General features: G+C 61.1%; 14 protein-coding genes and 1 tRNA gene. 4 read left to right on the forward strand and 11 right to left on the reverse strand.

All coding sequences use genetic code 11. The features are described 5' to 3' along the window. Positions 1–26: 26 nt before the first annotated feature. Positions 27–1,922 carry a phosphodiesterase DibA gene (dibA, locus tag FS777_RS02495; protein WP_145253851.1) on the reverse strand — a complete coding sequence of 632 codons (1,896 nt, stop codon included), beginning with the start codon at positions 1,920–1,922 and terminating at the stop codon, positions 27–29. Positions 1,923–2,130: 208 nt separating this feature from the next. Here dibA and desA point away from each other — a divergent pair, with 208 nt between their 5' ends. Together desA and FS777_RS02505 are read left to right on the forward strand one after the other, a co-directional pair. After that, a complete protein-coding gene (gene desA, locus FS777_RS02500) occupies positions 2,131–3,315 on the forward strand; it encodes a delta-9 fatty acid desaturase DesA (protein ID WP_058637055.1) in 1,185 nt (394 codons plus the stop codon). A 128-nt stretch (positions 3,316–3,443) separates the two neighbouring features. Further along, positions 3,444–4,430, forward strand: a complete 987-nt coding sequence (locus FS777_RS02505; RefSeq protein WP_145253854.1) for a sensor domain-containing diguanylate cyclase — start codon at positions 3,444–3,446, stop codon at positions 4,428–4,430. Between the two features lie 78 nt (positions 4,431–4,508). Here FS777_RS02505 and gabT read toward each other — a convergent pair whose 3' ends face one another. Continuing rightward, positions 4,509–5,786: a 4-aminobutyrate--2-oxoglutarate transaminase gene (gabT, locus tag FS777_RS02510; RefSeq protein ID WP_023535755.1), complete on the reverse strand. Its 1,278-nt coding sequence runs from the start codon at positions 5,784–5,786 to the stop codon at positions 4,509–4,511. Between the two features lie 182 nt (positions 5,787–5,968). After that, positions 5,969–7,411 carry an NADP-dependent succinate-semialdehyde dehydrogenase gene (gene gabD / locus FS777_RS02515; RefSeq protein WP_023535744.1) on the reverse strand — a complete coding sequence of 481 codons (1,443 nt, stop codon included), beginning with the start codon at positions 7,409–7,411 and terminating at the stop codon, positions 5,969–5,971. 310 nt (positions 7,412–7,721) lie between these two features. Between gabD and FS777_RS02520 the strand changes: the two genes are divergently transcribed. Together FS777_RS02520 and FS777_RS02525 are read left to right on the forward strand one after the other, a co-directional pair. Beyond that, positions 7,722–7,798, forward strand: a tRNA-Arg gene (locus tag FS777_RS02520). A gap of 155 nt (positions 7,799–7,953) precedes the next feature. After that, complete coding sequence (locus tag FS777_RS02525) at positions 7,954–9,684, forward strand: dipeptidase (RefSeq protein ID WP_145253898.1); 1,731 nt, start codon at positions 7,954–7,956, stop codon at positions 9,682–9,684. A 79-nt stretch (positions 9,685–9,763) separates the two neighbouring features. On the opposite strand, the gene FS777_RS02530 is transcribed toward FS777_RS02525, so the two are convergent. Genes FS777_RS02530 through FS777_RS02555 form a run of 8 tightly spaced genes read right to left on the reverse strand, consistent with a single transcriptional unit; the run spans position 9,764 to position 16,771 of the window. After that, a complete protein-coding gene (locus FS777_RS02530) occupies positions 9,764–10,699 on the reverse strand; it encodes an aminotransferase class V-fold PLP-dependent enzyme (protein WP_256675145.1) in 936 nt (311 codons plus the stop codon). Positions 10,700–10,725: 26 nt separating this feature from the next. Continuing rightward, positions 10,726–11,106 carry a hypothetical protein gene (locus FS777_RS21595; RefSeq protein ID WP_256675146.1) on the reverse strand — a complete coding sequence of 127 codons (381 nt, stop codon included), beginning with the start codon at positions 11,104–11,106 and terminating at the stop codon, positions 10,726–10,728. Between the two features lie 17 nt (positions 11,107–11,123). Continuing rightward, positions 11,124–12,020, reverse strand: coding sequence for an EamA family transporter (locus FS777_RS02535; protein ID WP_058637053.1), 897 nt, complete (start codon positions 12,018–12,020; stop codon positions 11,124–11,126). A 24-nt stretch (positions 12,021–12,044) separates the two neighbouring features. Then, positions 12,045–12,914 carry an acetyl-CoA carboxylase biotin carboxylase subunit family protein gene (locus tag FS777_RS02540; protein WP_256675147.1) on the reverse strand — a complete coding sequence of 290 codons (870 nt, stop codon included), beginning with the start codon at positions 12,912–12,914 and terminating at the stop codon, positions 12,045–12,047. Between the two features lie 9 nt (positions 12,915–12,923). Further along, positions 12,924–13,271, reverse strand: a complete 348-nt coding sequence (locus FS777_RS21600; RefSeq protein WP_256675148.1) for a hypothetical protein — start codon at positions 13,269–13,271, stop codon at positions 12,924–12,926. A 31-nt stretch (positions 13,272–13,302) separates the two neighbouring features. Then, positions 13,303–14,634 (reverse strand): acetyl-CoA carboxylase biotin carboxylase subunit family protein, encoded by a 1,332-nt coding sequence (locus FS777_RS02545; RefSeq protein WP_078477809.1) that lies wholly within the window; start codon positions 14,632–14,634, stop codon positions 13,303–13,305. Positions 14,635–14,662: 28 nt separating this feature from the next. Continuing rightward, positions 14,663–16,003, reverse strand: a complete 1,341-nt coding sequence (locus FS777_RS02550; protein ID WP_058637089.1) for an acetyl-CoA carboxylase biotin carboxylase subunit family protein — start codon at positions 16,001–16,003, stop codon at positions 14,663–14,665. 15 nt (positions 16,004–16,018) lie between these two features. Further along, entirely contained in the window at positions 16,019–16,771 is a 753-nt protein-coding gene (locus FS777_RS02555) for a hypothetical protein (RefSeq protein ID WP_058637051.1), read from the reverse strand. Positions 16,772–16,837 lie beyond the last annotated feature (66 nt).

The following is a 16,837-nucleotide window of genomic DNA, read 5'->3' on the forward strand; positions in this document are numbered from 1 at the left end:
GGCTGGCGCCAAGCCAGCCCCTGGCCTCATTCCCAGCGCAGGTCCTTTGCGGCGACCGGCCGGCCGAACCAGTAGCCCTGCCCGAGCTGGCAATGCTCCTGCAGCAGGAAGCTGGCCTGCTCTTGCTGCTCGATGCCTTCGGCATGCACCTGCATGCCCATGCTGCGGGCCAGGGCGATGATCACACGCACGATGGCGACATCATCCTCATCGCACGGCAGCCCGGTCACGAAGCCCTGGTCGATCTTGAGCTTTTGCACGGGCATGCGCTTGAGACGTAGCAGCGAGGAATACCCAGTGCCGAAATCATCGATGGCCAGGGTTACCCCCAGCTCGCGCAGACGGTGAAGCTGCTCCAGGGCCACTTCCGGGTCCTCCATCACCGCACTTTCCGTGACCTCCAGCTCAAGCAGCGCTGGCGCCAGGCCTGTTTCATGCAGCACATCGGCCACCTGCCGGTACAACTCATGCTGGCCAAACAGCCGGCTCGAGATGTTCACGGCCACGAATGCCAGTGGGCGGCCTTCCTGCTGCCAGCGCACCATCTGCAGGCACGCCTGGCGTAGCACCCAGGCATCGATTTCGGCAATCAGACCGGTGCGTTCGGCAATCGGAATGAATTCGCCCGGTGCCACCAGGCCCCGCTGGGGATGCTGCCAGCGGACCAGCGCCTCGACCCCCACCTGGCTGCCCGAGGCCAGGTCGTGCACTGGTTGGTAGAACGCGCGTAGCTCATCCTGCTCGAGGGCGCGGCGCAATTCCCCGGCCGTTTCCACGCGCAACTGGGCGTGCGCGGTCAGCTCCTCGGTGTACAGGGCGTAGCAGGCGCGACCGTTGGTCTTGGCCTTGTACAGCGCCGAATCGGCATTGCGCAGCAACTGCTCGGCACTCAGAGCGTCGCTTGGGAACAGGCTGATGCCTGCGCTGACGCTGATGAACAAGCGATGGCCCTCGAACAGGAAGGGCTCGCGCATGCGTTCGATGATGCGCTGGGCCAGCTTTGCCGCCTGCCCCAGGTCCTGGCAGTGCTCGGCCAGGACGCCGAACTCGTCGCCGCCCAGGCGCGCCAGGGTGACCCCGCTGCTCACCACTTCGCCCAGGCGGGCGCCCACCAACTTAAGCAACTGATCGCCGATCGTATGACCCAGCCCGTCGTTGATGCTTTGGAAATGATCGAGGTCCAGAAGCAGCAGCGCACAACCGCGCTTCTTGGCCTGGGCCGCAGCCAACGCCTGTTGGACCCGGTCGGTGAACAACAAGCGATTGGGCAGGTCGGTCAGGGGATCATGGTGGGCCAGGTAGGCCAGCTCCTGCTCCGAATGCTTGATGGCGCTGATGTCACTGAATACCGCCACGTAATGGCTCAGTTCGCCTTCGTCGTCACGAATGGCGCGAATGGTTTGCCATTGAGGATAGATTTCACCGCTTTTGCGGCGGTTCCAGATCTCGCCGCTCCACTCCCCAGTCTCGGTCAGGGCCGCGTAGATCTGCTGGTAGAACGCGGCACCATGGTGCCCCGACTTGAACTTGCTCGGGCGCTGGCCGATGACCTCATCCTGCTGATAGCCGGTGATGCGCATGAACGCGCGGTTGACGTGCACGATCACCCCCTGCCGGTCGGTCACAAGGACCCCTTCCAGGGTGCAGTCGAACACCGCGGCGGCCATGCGCAGGCGCTCACGGTCTTCGCCGCGCAGGCGCGCACCGGCACCGATGAAGTTCAACAGCCGCACACGCGAGACGTAGATCAGCAAGGCGCTGAGCAACAACCAGACCACGACGTTGATCTGGCGCCCCACCGTCAGGGCCAGGGGGTCTTCAGTCATGCTGTGCAGCACCACCTCGGCCAGCACCAGCCAGAGGATCGAGAGCACCACATAGAGCGCAGCCATGCGCAAGGCGTCGCGAACGGAAACAGACATGTCGGGTGGAATTGCCCATGGAAAGTGTTGGGGGATTATAAAGCTTCTGCTGCCCGACGTGCGGTTGCCGCTTTGCAAAGGCCTCGCGCCAAGGCATGCCGGGCACCGCCGCCCCGCTGAAACATCGCGTGGTCAGCTTTGACTGGTTTTATTTCCCGACCCAGGGATAATCGCACCTTTCCCCTGAATTTCGAGGGTATCTCTACCTATGTGGTACAACGGCCTGCTCGACTTGTCGGCCTGGCAACTGGTCGGCATCACTTTGTTGATGACCCATGTGACCATTGTCAGCGTCACGGTCTACCTGCATCGCTATTCCGCGCATCGCGCGCTGGAGCTCAATTCCGGGCTCAAGCATTTCTTCCGCTTCTGGCTGTGGCTCACCACGGCGCAGAACACCCGTGAATGGACCGCTGTTCATCGCAAGCACCACGCCAAGTGCGAAACCCCGGACGACCCGCACAGCCCAGTCTACAAGGGCTTGAGCACGGTGCTTCGTAAAGGGGCCGAGCTCTACCGCGAAGAGGCGCGCAACCCTGAGACCCTGCGCATCTACGGCAAGAACTGCCCGGACGACTGGGTCGAACGCAACCTCTACTCCCGCTACAAGCTGGGCGGTATCGTGCTGATGGCGCTCATCGACCTGCTGCTGTTCGGTACCGCCGGCATCACGATCTGGGCCGTGCAGATGATGTGGATTCCCTTCTGGGCAGCCGGGGTAGTCAATGGCCTGGGCCATGCCGTGGGCTATCGCAATTTCGAATGCCGCGACGCTGCGACCAACCTGGTGCCTTGGGGCATCGTCATTGGCGGCGAAGAGCTGCACAACAATCACCACACCTACCCCAACTCGGCCAAACTTTCGGTCAGGCGCTGGGAATTCGACATGGGCTGGGCGTGGATTCGCCTGTTCTGCCTGCTGCGGCTGGCCAAGGTCCAGCGCGTGGCCCCCATCGCCCACCGCGTTGCCGGCAAGGCCAGCCTGGACATGGACACCGCCATGGCCATCCTGAACAACCGCTTCCAGATCATGGCCCAGTACCGCAAGCTTGTGATCGGCCCGCTGGTCAAACAGGAACTGGACCGCGTCGATGCCTCGGTCAGCCACCATTTCCGACGCGCCAAGCGCCTGCTGTCCCGCGAGACCAGCTTGCTGGAGGATCGCCACCATGTCCGTATCGAGTCCATGCTGGCGCACAGCCAGGCATTGAAGACCATTTACGAGAAACGCCTGGCCCTGCAGCAGATCTGGGCGCGGACTAGCGCCAACGGCCACGACATGCTTGCCGCCATGAAGGATTGGGTGCATGAGGCCGAGACCAGTGGCATCCACGCCCTACGCGACTTTGCGTCACAGTTGAAAACCTATTCCCTGCGCCCGACCGCTGCCTGACCTCCGTTGATCGATACGCCCCGTTCTGGGGCGTAAGCTCAGGAACTTCACTGCTCTGTTTCGACTCGAACTGCCCACATCGGCCGGAAGGTGGCCGCACCTTTACCCGTCGAGCGCGCTCTGTGCACATGGCCAAGAACAATCCCAAGATTCTGCCCGGTACTCCTCCCCCCGACGCTGCTCAAACCCTGCTGGCACTGATGCATGCCCAAAGCGAAGTCGCCCGCCTCAGCGAACGTGAGCAGTTGTTCAGTTCGCTGCTCGAAAGTGTCAACGCCGTACTGTGGGCCTTCGATTGGGAAACGCGGCAAGTGCTCTACGTAAGCCCTGCATTCGAGCGCATCTTCGGTCGCCCTGTCTGCCGGGTCATGGCCGACTTCAACGTATGGCGCGACAGCATCTATCCGGATGATCTTGAATTTGCCGAACAGAGCCTGGCTCAGGTACTGTCCACAGGCTCCGTGGAACACCGCGAATACCGCATTCTCAATGGCGATGGCGAACTGCGCTGGTTAAGCGACAAGTGCTACGTCAGCCAGCAGCCAGGTAACGATCGGGTAACCATCGTTGGCATTGCCGAAGACATCACCGACAAGAAACGACTGGAGGGCGAGCTTCAGCGCCTGGCCACTACCGATGTCCTGACCCAGAGCAGTAACCGTCGCCACTTCTTCGAATGCGCCAAGCAGGCGTTTGACAAGGCACGCGAGGACGGTACACCGCTGACGTTCCTGCTTCTGGACATCGACGATTTCAAGAACATCAATGACAGCTATGGCCACCAGGAAGGCGACCAGGTGCTGCAGCGTATCGCCCACAGCGGCAGGACCGTACTGCGCCGAGGTGATCTGTTCGGCCGGATCGGGGGTGAAGAGTTTGCCGCGGTGTTCCCGGGCTGTAAGGCCAAAGTGGCAGAACAGATCGCCGAACGGTTGCAGCGGGAGGTTCAGCGGCTGAGCTTCGGCCAGGAGGGCCAGACCTACAGCGTGACGGTGAGTCAGGGTCTGACGGGTTTATTGGATGACGATGACACCCTGAACAGCTTGTATGCCCGCGCCGACGCAGCCATGTATCAAGCCAAGCGCCAAGGCAAGAACCAGATCGTTCAGGGGTGAGCATCGCCGCCGCCTGCCGTCTGTATATTGCTGACATGAAAAAACCCGCCGAAGCGGGTTTTTTTAAAGCCAGCTACATCAAGCGAGTTCAGCGAAGCACTCTTCGATGATGGCCAGGCCCTTGTCCAGCAGGGCGTCTTCGGCGGTCAGCGGCACCAGAATACGCAGGACGTTGCCGTAGGTACCGCAGGACAGCAGGATCAGGCCCTTGTCGCGTGCCTTGGCAACGACCTGGGCGACAGCTGCAGCGTTAGGGGTATGAGTGCCTTTCTCGAAGACTTCGACGGCAATCATCGAACCCAGGCCACGCACGTCACCGATGATCGGGTGCTTCTGCTGGATTTCACGCAGGCCGGCAGTCAGGCGCTCGCCCACGGCCTTGCTGCGGTCCAGCAGGTTTTCTTCTTCGAATACATCGATGACGGCCAGGGCCGCAGCACAGGCGATTGGCGAACCGGCATAAGTGCCGCCCAGGCCGCCCGGTGCAATGGCGTCCATGTATTCAGCCTTGCCGCACACACCGGCCAGCGGGAAGCCGCCAGCGATGGACTTGGCGAAGGTCGTCAGGTCAGGCGCAACGCCCATCTGCTCCATGGCGAAGAAGGTGCCAGTACGGCCTGCACCGGTCTGCACTTCGTCGGCAATCAGCAGGATACCGTGCTGGTCACACAGGGCACGCAGACGCTTCATCAGCTCTTTAGGCGCTGGCAGGAAGCCGCCCTCGCCTTGTACGGGCTCGAGGATGATAGCGGCGATGTCACGTGGCTCGGCATCGTTCTTGAAGATGCGCTCGACCGAAGCGATGGCATCGTCAACGCTGACGCCATGCAGCTCGCTCGGGAACAGTGCACGGAAGACGCCACCTGGCATCAGGCCCATGCCTGCGGAGTACGGCACGACTTTACCGGTCAGGCCCAGTGTCATCATGGTACGGCCGTGGTAGCCGCCGGTGAAGGCGATCACGCCAGCGCGGCCGGTCGCGGCACGGGCGATCTTGACGGCGTTCTCGACCGCTTCGGAGCCGGTGGATACCAACAGGGTCTTCTTGTCGAAGTCACCTGGCACCAGCTTGTTGATCTTTTCGCACAGCTCTACGTAGGGCTCATAGGCCAGCACCTGGAAGCAGGTGTGGCTGACCTTGGTGAGCTGCTCTTGCACCGCTGCAACCACTTTTGGGTGCAGGTGCCCGGTGTTCAGCACGGCGATACCGCCAGCGAAGTCGATCAGTTCGCGGCCTTCGACGTCGATGACGGTGGAGTTCTTGGCCGATTCAACGAAAATCGGGTGGATCTGACCGACGCCACGTGGAACGGCGGCGACACGGCGTTGCATCAAGGATTCGTTGGTCTTGCTCATAATGCCCTCATTGCGCCGTTGAACATGGCGCTTTTATTCGGGGGTAGCTGGGGTTGCCCGCAGTCAGTATTCGTTGATCGACTGCCGCGAGCGCCCTGGCCACCAGGTGCTGCAATGTAAAAAAGGCCAGCGGAACGTCGCTCTCGCGCCCCGCTGGCAGAGGTAAAGCCTTTACCGTGCGATCAGACGCTGATGCACAGGTATTTGATTTCGAGGTAATCCTCGATACCGTACTTGGAGCCTTCGCGGCCCAGGCCAGAAGCCTTGATACCGCCGAATGGCGCCACTTCGTTGGAAATCAGGCCGGTGTTGATGCCTACCATGCCGTATTCCAGCGCTTCGGCGACACGGAACACACGGCTCATGTCGCGGGCGTAGAAGTAGGAGGCCAGGCCAAACTCGGTGTCGTTAGACATGGCGATGACTTCGGCTTCGTCTTTGAAGCGGAACAGCGGCGCCAGCGGGCCGAAGGTTTCTTCCTTGGCAACGGCAGCGGTCTTGGGCACGTCGACCAGAATGGTCGGCTCGAAGAAGTTACCTTCGATCAGCTTGCCGCCGGACAGGACCTTGGCGCCTTTGCTCACTGCGTCTTCGATGTGCTCCTGCACCTTGGCCACGGCCTTGCCGTCGATTAGCGGGCCAGTGGTGGTGCCGTCTTCCAGGCCGTTACCGATCTTGAGCTTGGCGACAGCGGCGGCCAGCTTCTGCGCGAACGCGTCATAGACGCCGTCCTGCACGTAGATACGGTTGGCACAGACGCATGTCTGGCCGTTGTTGCGGTACTTGGAGATGATCGCGCCTTCGACTGCCTTATCCAGATCGGCGTCGTCGAACACGATGAACGGGGCGTTGCCACCCAGCTCCAGGGATACTTTCTTAATGTCCTTGGCGCATTCCTGCATCAGCTGGCGACCGATTTCGGTGGAGCCAGTGAAGGAGAGTTTGCGCACCAAGGCGTTGCCGGTCAGCTCGCCGCCGACTTCGCCAGCACTGCCGGTGACCACGCTCAGCACGCCCGCCGGAATACCGGCACGGTTGGCCAGTTCGACCAGGGCCAGCGCGGAGTACGGCGTCTGCGAGGCAGGCTTGAGCACCATGGTGCAGCCAGCGGCCAAGGCCGGGCCGGCTTTACGGGTGATCATGGCAGCCGGGAAGTTCCACGGGGTGATGGCCGCAGTGACGCCAATCGGCTGCTTGATGACGATCAGGCGCTTGTCAGGCTGGTGGCCGGGGATGGTGTCGCCATAGACGCGCTTGGCTTCTTCGGCGAACCACTCGATGAAGGAGGCGGCATAGGCGATTTCGCCTTTGGCTTCAGCCAGCGGCTTGCCTTGTTCGGTGGTCATCAGGCGAGCGAGGTCGTCCTGATTTTCGATCATCAGTTCGAACCAGCGACGCAGCTTGGTCGAGCGCTCCTTGGCGGTCAGGGCACGCCAGGCCGGCAGGGCCTTGTCGGCTGCCTCGATGGCGCGGCGGGTTTCCGCAGTACCCATCTTCGGCACGGTACCAATGACTTCGCCCGTGGCAGGGTTGGTCACATTGATAGTCTGGCCGCTGTCCGCATCCAGCCATTCACCGTTGATGAAGGCTTGCTGGCGGAACAACTGAGCGTCTTTGAGCTGCATGTCGGCTTCCCGAATTGTTGATTGTTGAAAGCGCCCAGCGCAGGGCTCCGAGCGTTTGAAATCTCAAACGAATGCTAAGCGTCTGCTGGGGTGTTGGACAATAGGCTGTTCGAAAAAAAGAACGAGCGGTTGAACACCTTTATTGGAAACGGCTCACTGGCAGGGTGTGATGCAGCCTGTCGGACCAGGGCGAGCACGAACCGGAATAGTAGCCGTACCTAGTGGAGGCGAAACACGGCAACAGGTAAAAAAGGCTACAGATCAAGGCGATGGACGCCGACGAACGAGATAGGTATCATGCGTGCGCGTTGCACTCGTAGCTCAGCTGGATAGAGTACTGCCCTCCGAAGGCAGGGGTCGTGGGTTCGAATCCCGCCGAGTGCGCCATACATGAAAAGCCCCAGGCCAACGCCTGGGGCTTTTTCGTTTGTGCGCCATGTCACACGCCTGGTACTGCCGTACCACAGGTCATTGGTGTTAGCGTGAGGGCCTTCCCGCACGACGGGGCCTCATCAATGACTGGCGAAGGAATGCGTACACTCATGCACCTGAAAAAGCTCACCTCTGTCTCCCTGCTGGCGGCCAGCATCGGCTTGTTCACATTGCCTGCCCAGGCCAACCTCACCCAGCAGCAGTCTGCGGCGATCGTCAAGGCGTTCGACGGCAGCGATCCGCATGACTTCAAGCAGTTTCTCGGCAAGCTCAAAGGCAGCGACCTGAACCAGGCCGATGGCCTGGGCGCCACCCTGGACACCTACCTGGCCGGCAAGCCGTTGGACGCCGAGCAGCAGAACGAGATCAATCGCCTGCTCGGGCTCTACACCCGCATCAAGTACGGCAAGGCCGCCACCCAGACGCTGCGCGAATTGGTGGCCATTCCCACGGTCACCGTCGAGGGTACACCTCAGCATGAAAACCCTGAGTTCCTGAAGATCGCCGACAAGATCAAGGCACTGGCCGAAGGCTTTGGGCTGGCTTTTCGCAACGTCGACAACCGTGTCTACGAAATCTCCCTGGGAAGCGGCAAGGAAGTGGTCGGTATCCATGCCCATGCCGACGTGGTTCCTGTCACACCGGAAAACTGGAAGCTTGCCGACGGCACGCGCCTGGACCCGTTCAAGGTGACCCTGGTCGGTGATCGCATGTACGGCCGTGGTACCGAGGACGACAAGAATGGCATCGTCGTAGCGCTGTATGCCCTGAAGGTCGCCAAGGATGAAAACCTGCCCCTGGCGCGGCAATTCAAACTGCTGATCGACACCACCGAGGAAACCAGCGGCGATGCCATCCCGTACTACTTCGAGCGCAACCCCACGCCTGACTACAACCTCGCCCTGGATGGCGGCTACCCGGTGGTCATCGCGGAAAAAGGCTACGGCACCGTGATGGCGAATTTTGCCAAGCGTGCGGCCAGCGGCCACGGGGCCGAAATCGTCAACCTCACCGGTGGGCTTGCTACCAATCAGATCCCGTCCACCTCGGTAGCGACCTTGCTCACCGACGACTCCAGCGCACTGGCGCGGCGACTGAACACGGCCGGTGCCGAGTACGTGAAGCAAAACGGTGGCGACTTCAGCATCGCTGCCAAACCCGACGGCAAGCAGGTGGTGCTCACCGTAACCGGTATGTCAGCTCATTCCTCAGAACCCGAATCGGGCGTGAACCCTGTCGCGCGCATGCTGGACTTCATCAATGGCGTGGGCAAAACGGTGCCATTGAAGCAGAACCAGTTCACCGATGCTGCCCGCTATGCGGCGGACAACTGGGGCCTGGACTACCTGGGCAAGAAGCTGGGCATCGCCTATGACGATGCGTTCATGGGGCCGCTTACCGCCTCGCCAACCTTCGTCGGTGTGGATGACAAAGGCTTGAAGCTGGCGATCAACCTGCGCATTCCCAAGGGCAAGGCGGTCGCAACGATCAAGGATGAAATCGCCGACAAGCTCGGCAAATGGTCGCAGCAGAGCCATATCACGCCCGCCTACGACTACAGCCTGGATGAGCCGATGTACCGCAACCCAGAAGGCGAGTGGGTCAAGGCACTGCTGGCCGTGGCCAGCGAAAACCTGGGCATGGAGCACACCTTCGGTACGTCCGCCGGGGCCACCTCGGTGCATGACTTGCCCAACGGCGTGCAGTTTGGTCTGGCAATGCCCGGCGTGAAGTACACCGGGCATAACGACAACGAGTTCAAGACCGTGGACCAGTTCATGCTGGACCTGCAGGTGGTCAGCGAAATGGTGGCGCGGATCGGGCAGATGCCGAAGCTCTGAGCCCCGCCTCTGCCTTTGGCATCGCTACCCGGCCTAGAGGGCCGGGTAGCGCGTCCGGTGAACCCTGCACAGCCCTGAATCACGTCAGGCTGTGCATCACCTGCAGGGTCTTCTCAATGTCCTGGGGGGTGTTGGTGATCCCGGCAGAGAAGCGAACCGAGGTGTGACGGTAGGGCGTTGCGCTGGCAATGATGTTCTGCGCTTTCAACTTCGCCACCACGTCCTTGGGCGCCTGACCTTTGACGTCGCAGCACACGATACCCGCTGAAAACTGCGCGCTCTGGGGCGTGAGCAATGAAACGTTGGGCAGTTTGGCCAGCCCTTCCTTGAGCTGGCCATTGAGTTCGGCGACACGCTCGGCAATGCGCGTGCGGCCAATTTGCTCGATGAATCGGAACGCCTCGATCATCGCCCACTGATGCTCGAACGCCTGGAACCCCCCGGGGCTTACCCAGGCCGCTTGCGTATCACCCTGCGGCGCACGTTCCTGGCGCCAGGCATTGGCAGGCTCGGCCGCCATGATGGTGGGGATGGTCGGCATGACGTGGCGCCATTGCCCCTCGCGTCCCCACACCAGACCGGTGCCGTGGGGGCCGAGTATCCACTTGTGCGTACCGGCACTGAAGAAATCGCATCCCAGGCTGGCGACCTGCGCCTCGGAGCAGCCGAAACCATGCACCCCGTCAATTACGTACAGGATTCTCTGCGCCTCGTCACGGCCGTTGTTGAGCCGGACCACCAGGTCGCCGATCTCCTTGACCGGCAATCGCACGCCGGTGCCGGAGTGAACCCAGGTCATTGCCAGAATGCGGGTCGAAGGGCGAATGGCGGCTTCGATACGCGCCACGATGGCATCGACGCTGACGTCCTGCGGCCCTTGGTAGAGATCGATGCGCCTGATGCTGCCACCCCATTTGACCACGGCCAGGCGCATCGCTTCGTCGTGGGTGTACCACTCATGGTGGGTGGTGAGGATTTCCTGATCGGGATTGAGCTTGATGCCGTTGTAGATCATTGCCAGGCCCTGGGTCGTGCTGGTGGTCAGGGCAATGTCCTCTGCGCGCCCCCCGTATAGGCGGCTGCCGTTTCGCAGACCTTGCGCCAGACCATGTCTTCGGGTTTGGCGAACATGTGGTCTTCAAGGTAGGTATAGGGGTTCTGGTCGAAGGCCTCCCGGTGCCGCGCCATGGCATCGCGCACCGGCTTGGGGTTGGATGCCAGGAAGAAGTTGGAGATATGCACATACCGGGGCGACAGCTGAAACTGCGACCGTACCGATGCCCAGTCGGCGGGATCGAATGCCGGGGCTTCCGGTTCAGGCACCGGAGCGGCGCCTGCGTTGGACAAGCTGGCGATCATGCTGCCGCCAACCAGGGTGGCGCCCACAGCGCCCCCCATGAATCCACGTCTTCCCAAACTCATTTCGACTTCCTATCGATTCACAGTGAAGTTCGCGCGGTGCGCGCGGACAAAGCATTGAAGAGGCGCTGGCCATACAGGCCCACAGCCAGGCCCAGCACGATCAGGATAACGGCCAGCACCTTGCTGGTGGGCACGCTCTCGTTGAACACCAGTACCGAGCCGAGCATGCCGAAAATCGGCACCAGCAGCGAAAGCGGTGCGACGGTTGATACCGGGTACGTCTTGAGCAGCGAATTCCAGATCCAGTAGGCAAACAAGGTGTTGGGGTAGACCTGGAAGAGAATCGACAGAATGGCCGTGCTGTCCACCTGATGGACCAGCGCGGTGTAGCCGGCACTGCCGTTGACCGCGTAGTCGAGCACGAACAACGGGATCGGTGCAAAAGCGCTGGACCACACCAGGAACGCGAACACGTCCTTGGTCCTGGCCTTCTTGTTGATGACGTTGGCGACACTCCATGCGCCAGCGCCAAGGAGTACCAGCAGTACACCAGGCAACGTCACCGAGCCGTCGCTGATCGTAATGATGCACAGCAGCCCCGCAAAGGCGACCAGCATGCCCAGCACCTGAAAGCGCGTCAGTGCTTCCTTGAAGACCACCCCGCCCAGCAGGATGGTGAAGAATGCACTGAACTGCAGCACCAGCGAGGCAATGCCGGCAGACAGCCCAGCCTTGATCCCGAGGTTGACCACACCCCATAAGCCGATGCCGAACACCAGGCCATAACCAATGATGTAGCGCCAGGCCACATCAGGTTTGCGGATGAAGAAAATCGCCGGCAGCGCGCACAGGCTGAAACGAATCCCGGCGAGGATCAGGGGATCGACAGTGGCCAGCCCCAGTTTGATGACAGAGAAATTGATGCCCCAGATGGCCGTGATCAGAACGGCCAGCACTACATGCTGTGGTTTCATTGGCAGGCTGCCTTGAAGAAGAAGTTAAGCAACGGAGGTCAGGTGCCGGGCCAGTGATACCCGGGAGAACAAATCGCCTATCCAGTCGCGGGTACGCTCGGGGTCGGCAGTCTTGACGATGCCCGCCAGCGGCGCTTCGAATGCCGAGTAGGTCACGTGCCCAGGCAATGGTGCACCCGGTTCGAGTTCGTTCCACTGCACGATACAAGGGCTGCTGCGCAGTTCACCTGCGCCCTCGAGCCCATGGAACGTGCGCTGCGGGTGAGTGTGCCCAGGGAACACGAACCATCCGTAGCCCAAGTCCGCCTGCCGGCCGCTCAGTGTCGAAAAGTCTAGTTCGCCCTCGACATAGATACGCAGTTCCAGCGAAGGCAAATGGATCCCTGTGGCCATCTCATAGGTCGCCACCACGTCAGCCCCGCCGACCCGATTACCCACTTCGAGGAACACCGGCCCGTTGGCGTCCATGATGGCTTCCAGGTGAAAAGCGCCCTGGGTGATCTGCACCGCGTTCAGCGCCTGCCCCACCCACTCCCGTGTGGATGCACAGCTGTCCACATGCCAGGAGCCCAGCGGCGCGCCCTGCTCCATGTAGGCCAGGCAGGTGCCTACATATTCACTGGCCTGCATCGTGACGATTCGACCGTCGAGCACCAAGCCGTCGAAATGGCGAATCGGGCCTGCAATGTACTCCTCGACCTGAAAATCATCGATGTGCAACGACTGTTCATGGATCTTGCGCCGGATTTCGGGGTGGGCCTGAGATGACACATGTACGCTGACGTCCGCGCTCGAAGCACCGCTATGGGGTTTGAAGACCGTTTTGCCCGCCCAAGGCACCTGGCCCTGCGCCTCCAGATAACAGGCCAGCGACATGAACCGCGGTATGCGCAAGCCATGAGCCTACACCGCCTCCTTCATCAGTAGCTTGTTGCGCGCCAGGGTCACGGTCTGCACTGACGCCCCTTCAACGCCCAGTGCTTCTCTCAAGCGCGCAGCATCGAGCAACTCGTATTCGGACATCGAAATGATGCGATCAAAGTGCTGGGGGCTATCAGACAACCATGCCAATGCTTCCTCGCTGGCACTGGCGGTACCTGCTCGTACCACCCGCTCGCACTGCAAATCGGCAGGCAGCGTGTCGATTGCAGCTTGCTTACCGAAATAGGTGACTTCGTGCAGCACATGATCAATGCCACGGTGGTATTCGATTCGGGGGTAAGGCACACGGTGGAGGATCAGAATCTTCATATTATTGTTCTCGAAGCGTGGAGGGCGTCGCTCAGCAAGCGGCCTTGAGCAGGGGTTCGGCAGCCAGGCTGCGCGCCATGACTTGCAGCCATCGTTCGCGCAGCGCACTCACCAGATCACGGATATCGGCCTGGGTATCGTGCAGCGCGACGCAGGCCTGCGCCACGAAGTCGCTATTGTCGCGGGGCGTTGCATGGACGAGACGGCGCGCACGGGTCACCCAAGCGCATTCGAGCAAGACGACGGCGTCCTGCGCGATGCCCAGCTGCTGGGCTGCGCAGGCGATCGTTTCCACCACCAGGGCATGAACATCGCCCAGTTGGGCCACCTCGACGGTCATGTCCTGGGGCACGCCGAACATGAGGGTGGCTGCGCTACAGGTCGGTTCTGGCAGCTCCTTGGGTATGGCTGCCGAAAATACCGAGTCGATCCAGGCTGCATACAAGTCAAGCCCGTGGACGGCCTGAGCCAGCGTCCAGATCTTCATGCCTGCAGGACGCCGATTGGGCTCGACCACCGCCGTGTTGCAGTCTTTTTCGCTGAGCTTGATCTCATTGTGGAACGGCCCGATGCGCTGGCCAACCAATCGGTTGACCTGCTCGCCCACCACACGGATGGCCATGCGCTCCTGATGGTCGAGCCGGGCCGGCAGGATCTGCGCCACTTCCACAGGGTAGCGCCCGGTGGCGCTGACTTTCTCGGTGATGAACCACAACTCGCCCAATCCGTCGTACGAGAATTCACGGTCAAAGGGTATCAAGGCTTCGGCCAGCACGCCGTTCGCCAGGTACGGCTCCACCTCGGCAAACGCCTGGTCGCAGTCTGCGCCCGGGGCGACCAGGACCACGCCGCGGTTATTGCCCTCGGTCGTGGGCTTGATGACGAAGCCGCGTGTCTGACGCTGGGCGAAGTTCTGGACGTCTTCAAGGCACCTGATGCGCTCGAAATCCGGCACCATCACGCCGAGTTGGGTGAGCATCGGCCCGATGCGCTGCTCGCTGATCCGATAAGCCAGCTTATCAAACGCACCCAAGGCAAGGCGGGCGTCGTCAACAGGCAAACCCAGGCGTTCGAGCAGCGCAGCGCCACTGGCTACGGCATTGTCGGAAAACACGATCCCAGCACTCACACGCGTGGCATCGTCGCCTAGCTGCTCAAGCACGCGCTGGATGAAGTCCGGTGCCAACGGGTCTGCGTCGATCAGCCGATCGCTGATGCGCAGATCGTGCGCCTGGGGAGCACTGCGAACCAACCAGGTTTCGGCATTCCAGCGCTCACGGGCATGGTTGCGCATGTGTTGAACGTCGCCAATACGGCTCAAGTTGTAATCCACAACCAGCAAAACGGGTCTTTGCAAGGACATGTCAGTTGTCTCCGGTGCGTGGCGGGCGTCAGAAGCCTTCGGTTTCGTACTGGATATCGAGCGCATCTGCGCTGATACGAGACAAGCGCTTGAGTTCAGCGGGGTGCTCTGTGCGCGGGAATGTCCACAGCAACTGACCGAGGAACACTTCACGGGCATGGGCAGGAATCACATCGCCTGCCTTGAGCAGGATGTGTGTGACGCTAGGCGCCGGTGCGGCCGTAGCCAGCTCGACGCAACGCAAGGTGCCGGGTTTGGCGAAATAGACGCGAAAGAACGTGGCCGTCGTCTGTGCGGTGGTGCCATCAGCGTGCCAGCCGAGCCTGTCCAGACGATGTGCGAAGGCCTCGCGCAGAGGCCCATCGTCCTGGCTTGCGAATAGCAGGTCCAGCCACAGCGACAGCATGCTGTGCCCGTCAGCGACCGCTTCTACGCTATGAGAAATCAGACTGCCGCCAACCCGTGGATTGACTTCGATCAGGTCCCAATGCTCGTCCGTGAACCTGGCTTCGATATGGTAGCAGCCCCATTTCAACGCCAGACAGCCAAGCACTTGATTCAGCCATGCCAGGCCGGCTGCAATCTGTGCCTGATCGAGGCTGGCCGGCGGTGTGGTGCAGCTGTCTTCCAATACCGTTTCGGCGGTCTCTGTGACTTCGTATTTTTCATGGATGGCCACGACGTGGACCTGACCATCGAGCAATAGGGTCTCGAAGCTGAATTCTTTACCGGGTATGTAATCCTCGGCCATGAACTCAAGCCCTTCGTTGAAGGCAGAGGCATACACGGTGTCGCTTGCCGAAGCCTCTCTCAGGGCTTCCAACGTGTCCCAACGGGTGTCCGGATGCATTGGGAAGGCGGCATAGGAAGCAATGCCGTGGATCGGCTTGATGAAGTAGTGGCGGCCGTCCAGCTGCAAGGCCTGCAGGACCGGTGCCGACAGTGCATGCGCCTGGACGTGTGAAAGCCCGGCCGCCGCCAGTTGGTTACGCACCGCGAGCTTGTTGCGCAGGGCAAGCGCTTGCTCAGGGGCAATGTCGTAGGTGCCAAGCGACAGGTTGGCCTGCGCCATCAGGTGCCGATACCCCTCCCACACGCTGATGCAACAGGTGACCTGTTCGCCTGCTTCATGCAGCCGCTGGAGGGTTTGGGTAACCTCGTCGCTGCGCAATTGGTGAGCGTCGCCGACATAGAGCCGGTCTGCCCAGGACTCGATTTGCTGCAAACGAGCGGGTACATGTTCAGGAAGCGGCAATGAAGAAAGCACGAAGCAGCGAAGCTGACGACGATGCAGCTCTAACTTCAAGTCTTCCAGAAAGGAAAAGCCGCAATGGCTCAGGATCAGCACACCAGGTCGCGTCGTCTTCATTGCCTGCACCATGGCTTAGGCTACCTTGGCTTGCGGGCTGGCCAGCGTGTCCAGGTACAACTCGTTGAAGTACATGGCCAGCACTTTCTGATGCTCGGCCAGGTAGCGTTTGAGCGCAGCGATGTCCTGCTCACCCTTGATCAAGAAGCGCAACGCCGCCCATACCTCGCCTGGGTGGTCATCGTTGATGTCGGTGTGGGAGTGGGAAATCTGACCTGCGATCTTGGATTCGCCGACCGAGCCCTTGAGCGCTTCGAGCTTGCGCGGCTCAAGCTTGACGTTGACGTACTCGACCAGGTACGAGTAGGCGATGACGCCCAGGGGACCTTCATGGTCGAGCAGGTAGGAGAAGAAGCCTGCCAACAGCTTGGTGGACAAGTAGGGCTCAGTGGCAAGGAATTCTTCGCGGCTGACGCCTACACGCTGAAGATCCTGGATGAACAGGTCGTCATGCAGCATTTCTTCCTGCTCGTAGTGGGCCCAGATCTGCGCAGCTTCCGGGCTGACTTTCGCCACCTCGACCAATGCCTTGGCCTCGGCAACGCGCAGCAGGCGGATACGCCACGCCGTTTCGATCAGGTGACGCTTGTAGTAGGCGCTGTTGACATCCTTGCCTTCCAGGTGCGCGGCTTGCGGCACCGTCTTGTACCACTGCTCGACCTGTTCATCGATGATGCTGTCGATTTCCCCACGCAGGTTGACCGATGCAGCAGCATTGAGGAACGGTGTGCGATCGCCATAGCCCACATTCTTTACACGGTTCAGCATATTCGAGCCTCTTTTTGGGTTCTGATACAAGACGCCACTCATCATGAGTCGACGTGAACAACGCAC

It is taken from the genome of Pseudomonas sp. DE0157 (genome assembly GCF_007678615.1).
Classification (GTDB): Bacteria; Pseudomonadota; Gammaproteobacteria; order Pseudomonadales; family Pseudomonadaceae; genus Aquipseudomonas; species Aquipseudomonas parafulva_B.

Bases quoted from the DNA above. Each gene is read 5' to 3' on its own strand.
- dibA (WP_145253851.1), bottom strand. From the start codon at position 1,922: ATGTCTGTTTCCGTTCGCGACGCCTTGCGCATGGCTGCGCTCTATGTG.
- desA (WP_058637055.1), top strand. From the start codon at position 2,131: ATGTGGTACAACGGCCTGCTCGACTTGTCGGCCTGGCAACTGGTCGGC.
- FS777_RS02505 (WP_145253854.1), top strand. From the start codon at position 3,444: ATGGCCAAGAACAATCCCAAGATTCTGCCCGGTACTCCTCCCCCCGAC.
- gabT (WP_023535755.1), bottom strand. From the start codon at position 5,786: ATGAGCAAGACCAACGAATCCTTGATGCAACGCCGTGTCGCCGCCGTT.
- gabD (WP_023535744.1), bottom strand. From the start codon at position 7,411: ATGCAGCTCAAAGACGCTCAGTTGTTCCGCCAGCAAGCCTTCATCAAC.
- FS777_RS02525 (WP_145253898.1), top strand. From the start codon at position 7,954: ATGCACCTGAAAAAGCTCACCTCTGTCTCCCTGCTGGCGGCCAGCATC.
- FS777_RS02530 (WP_256675145.1), bottom strand. From the start codon at position 10,699: ATGATCTACAACGGCATCAAGCTCAATCCCGATCAGGAAATCCTCACC.
- FS777_RS21595 (WP_256675146.1), bottom strand. From the start codon at position 11,106: ATGAGTTTGGGAAGACGTGGATTCATGGGGGGCGCTGTGGGCGCCACC.
- FS777_RS02535 (WP_058637053.1), bottom strand. From the start codon at position 12,020: ATGAAACCACAGCATGTAGTGCTGGCCGTTCTGATCACGGCCATCTGG.
- FS777_RS21600 (WP_256675148.1), bottom strand. From the start codon at position 13,271: ATGAAGATTCTGATCCTCCACCGTGTGCCTTACCCCCGAATCGAATAC.
- FS777_RS02545 (WP_078477809.1), bottom strand. From the start codon at position 14,634: ATGTCCTTGCAAAGACCCGTTTTGCTGGTTGTGGATTACAACTTGAGC.
- FS777_RS02550 (WP_058637089.1), bottom strand. From the start codon at position 16,003: ATGAAGACGACGCGACCTGGTGTGCTGATCCTGAGCCATTGCGGCTTT.
- FS777_RS02555 (WP_058637051.1), bottom strand. From the start codon at position 16,771: ATGCTGAACCGTGTAAAGAATGTGGGCTATGGCGATCGCACACCGTTC.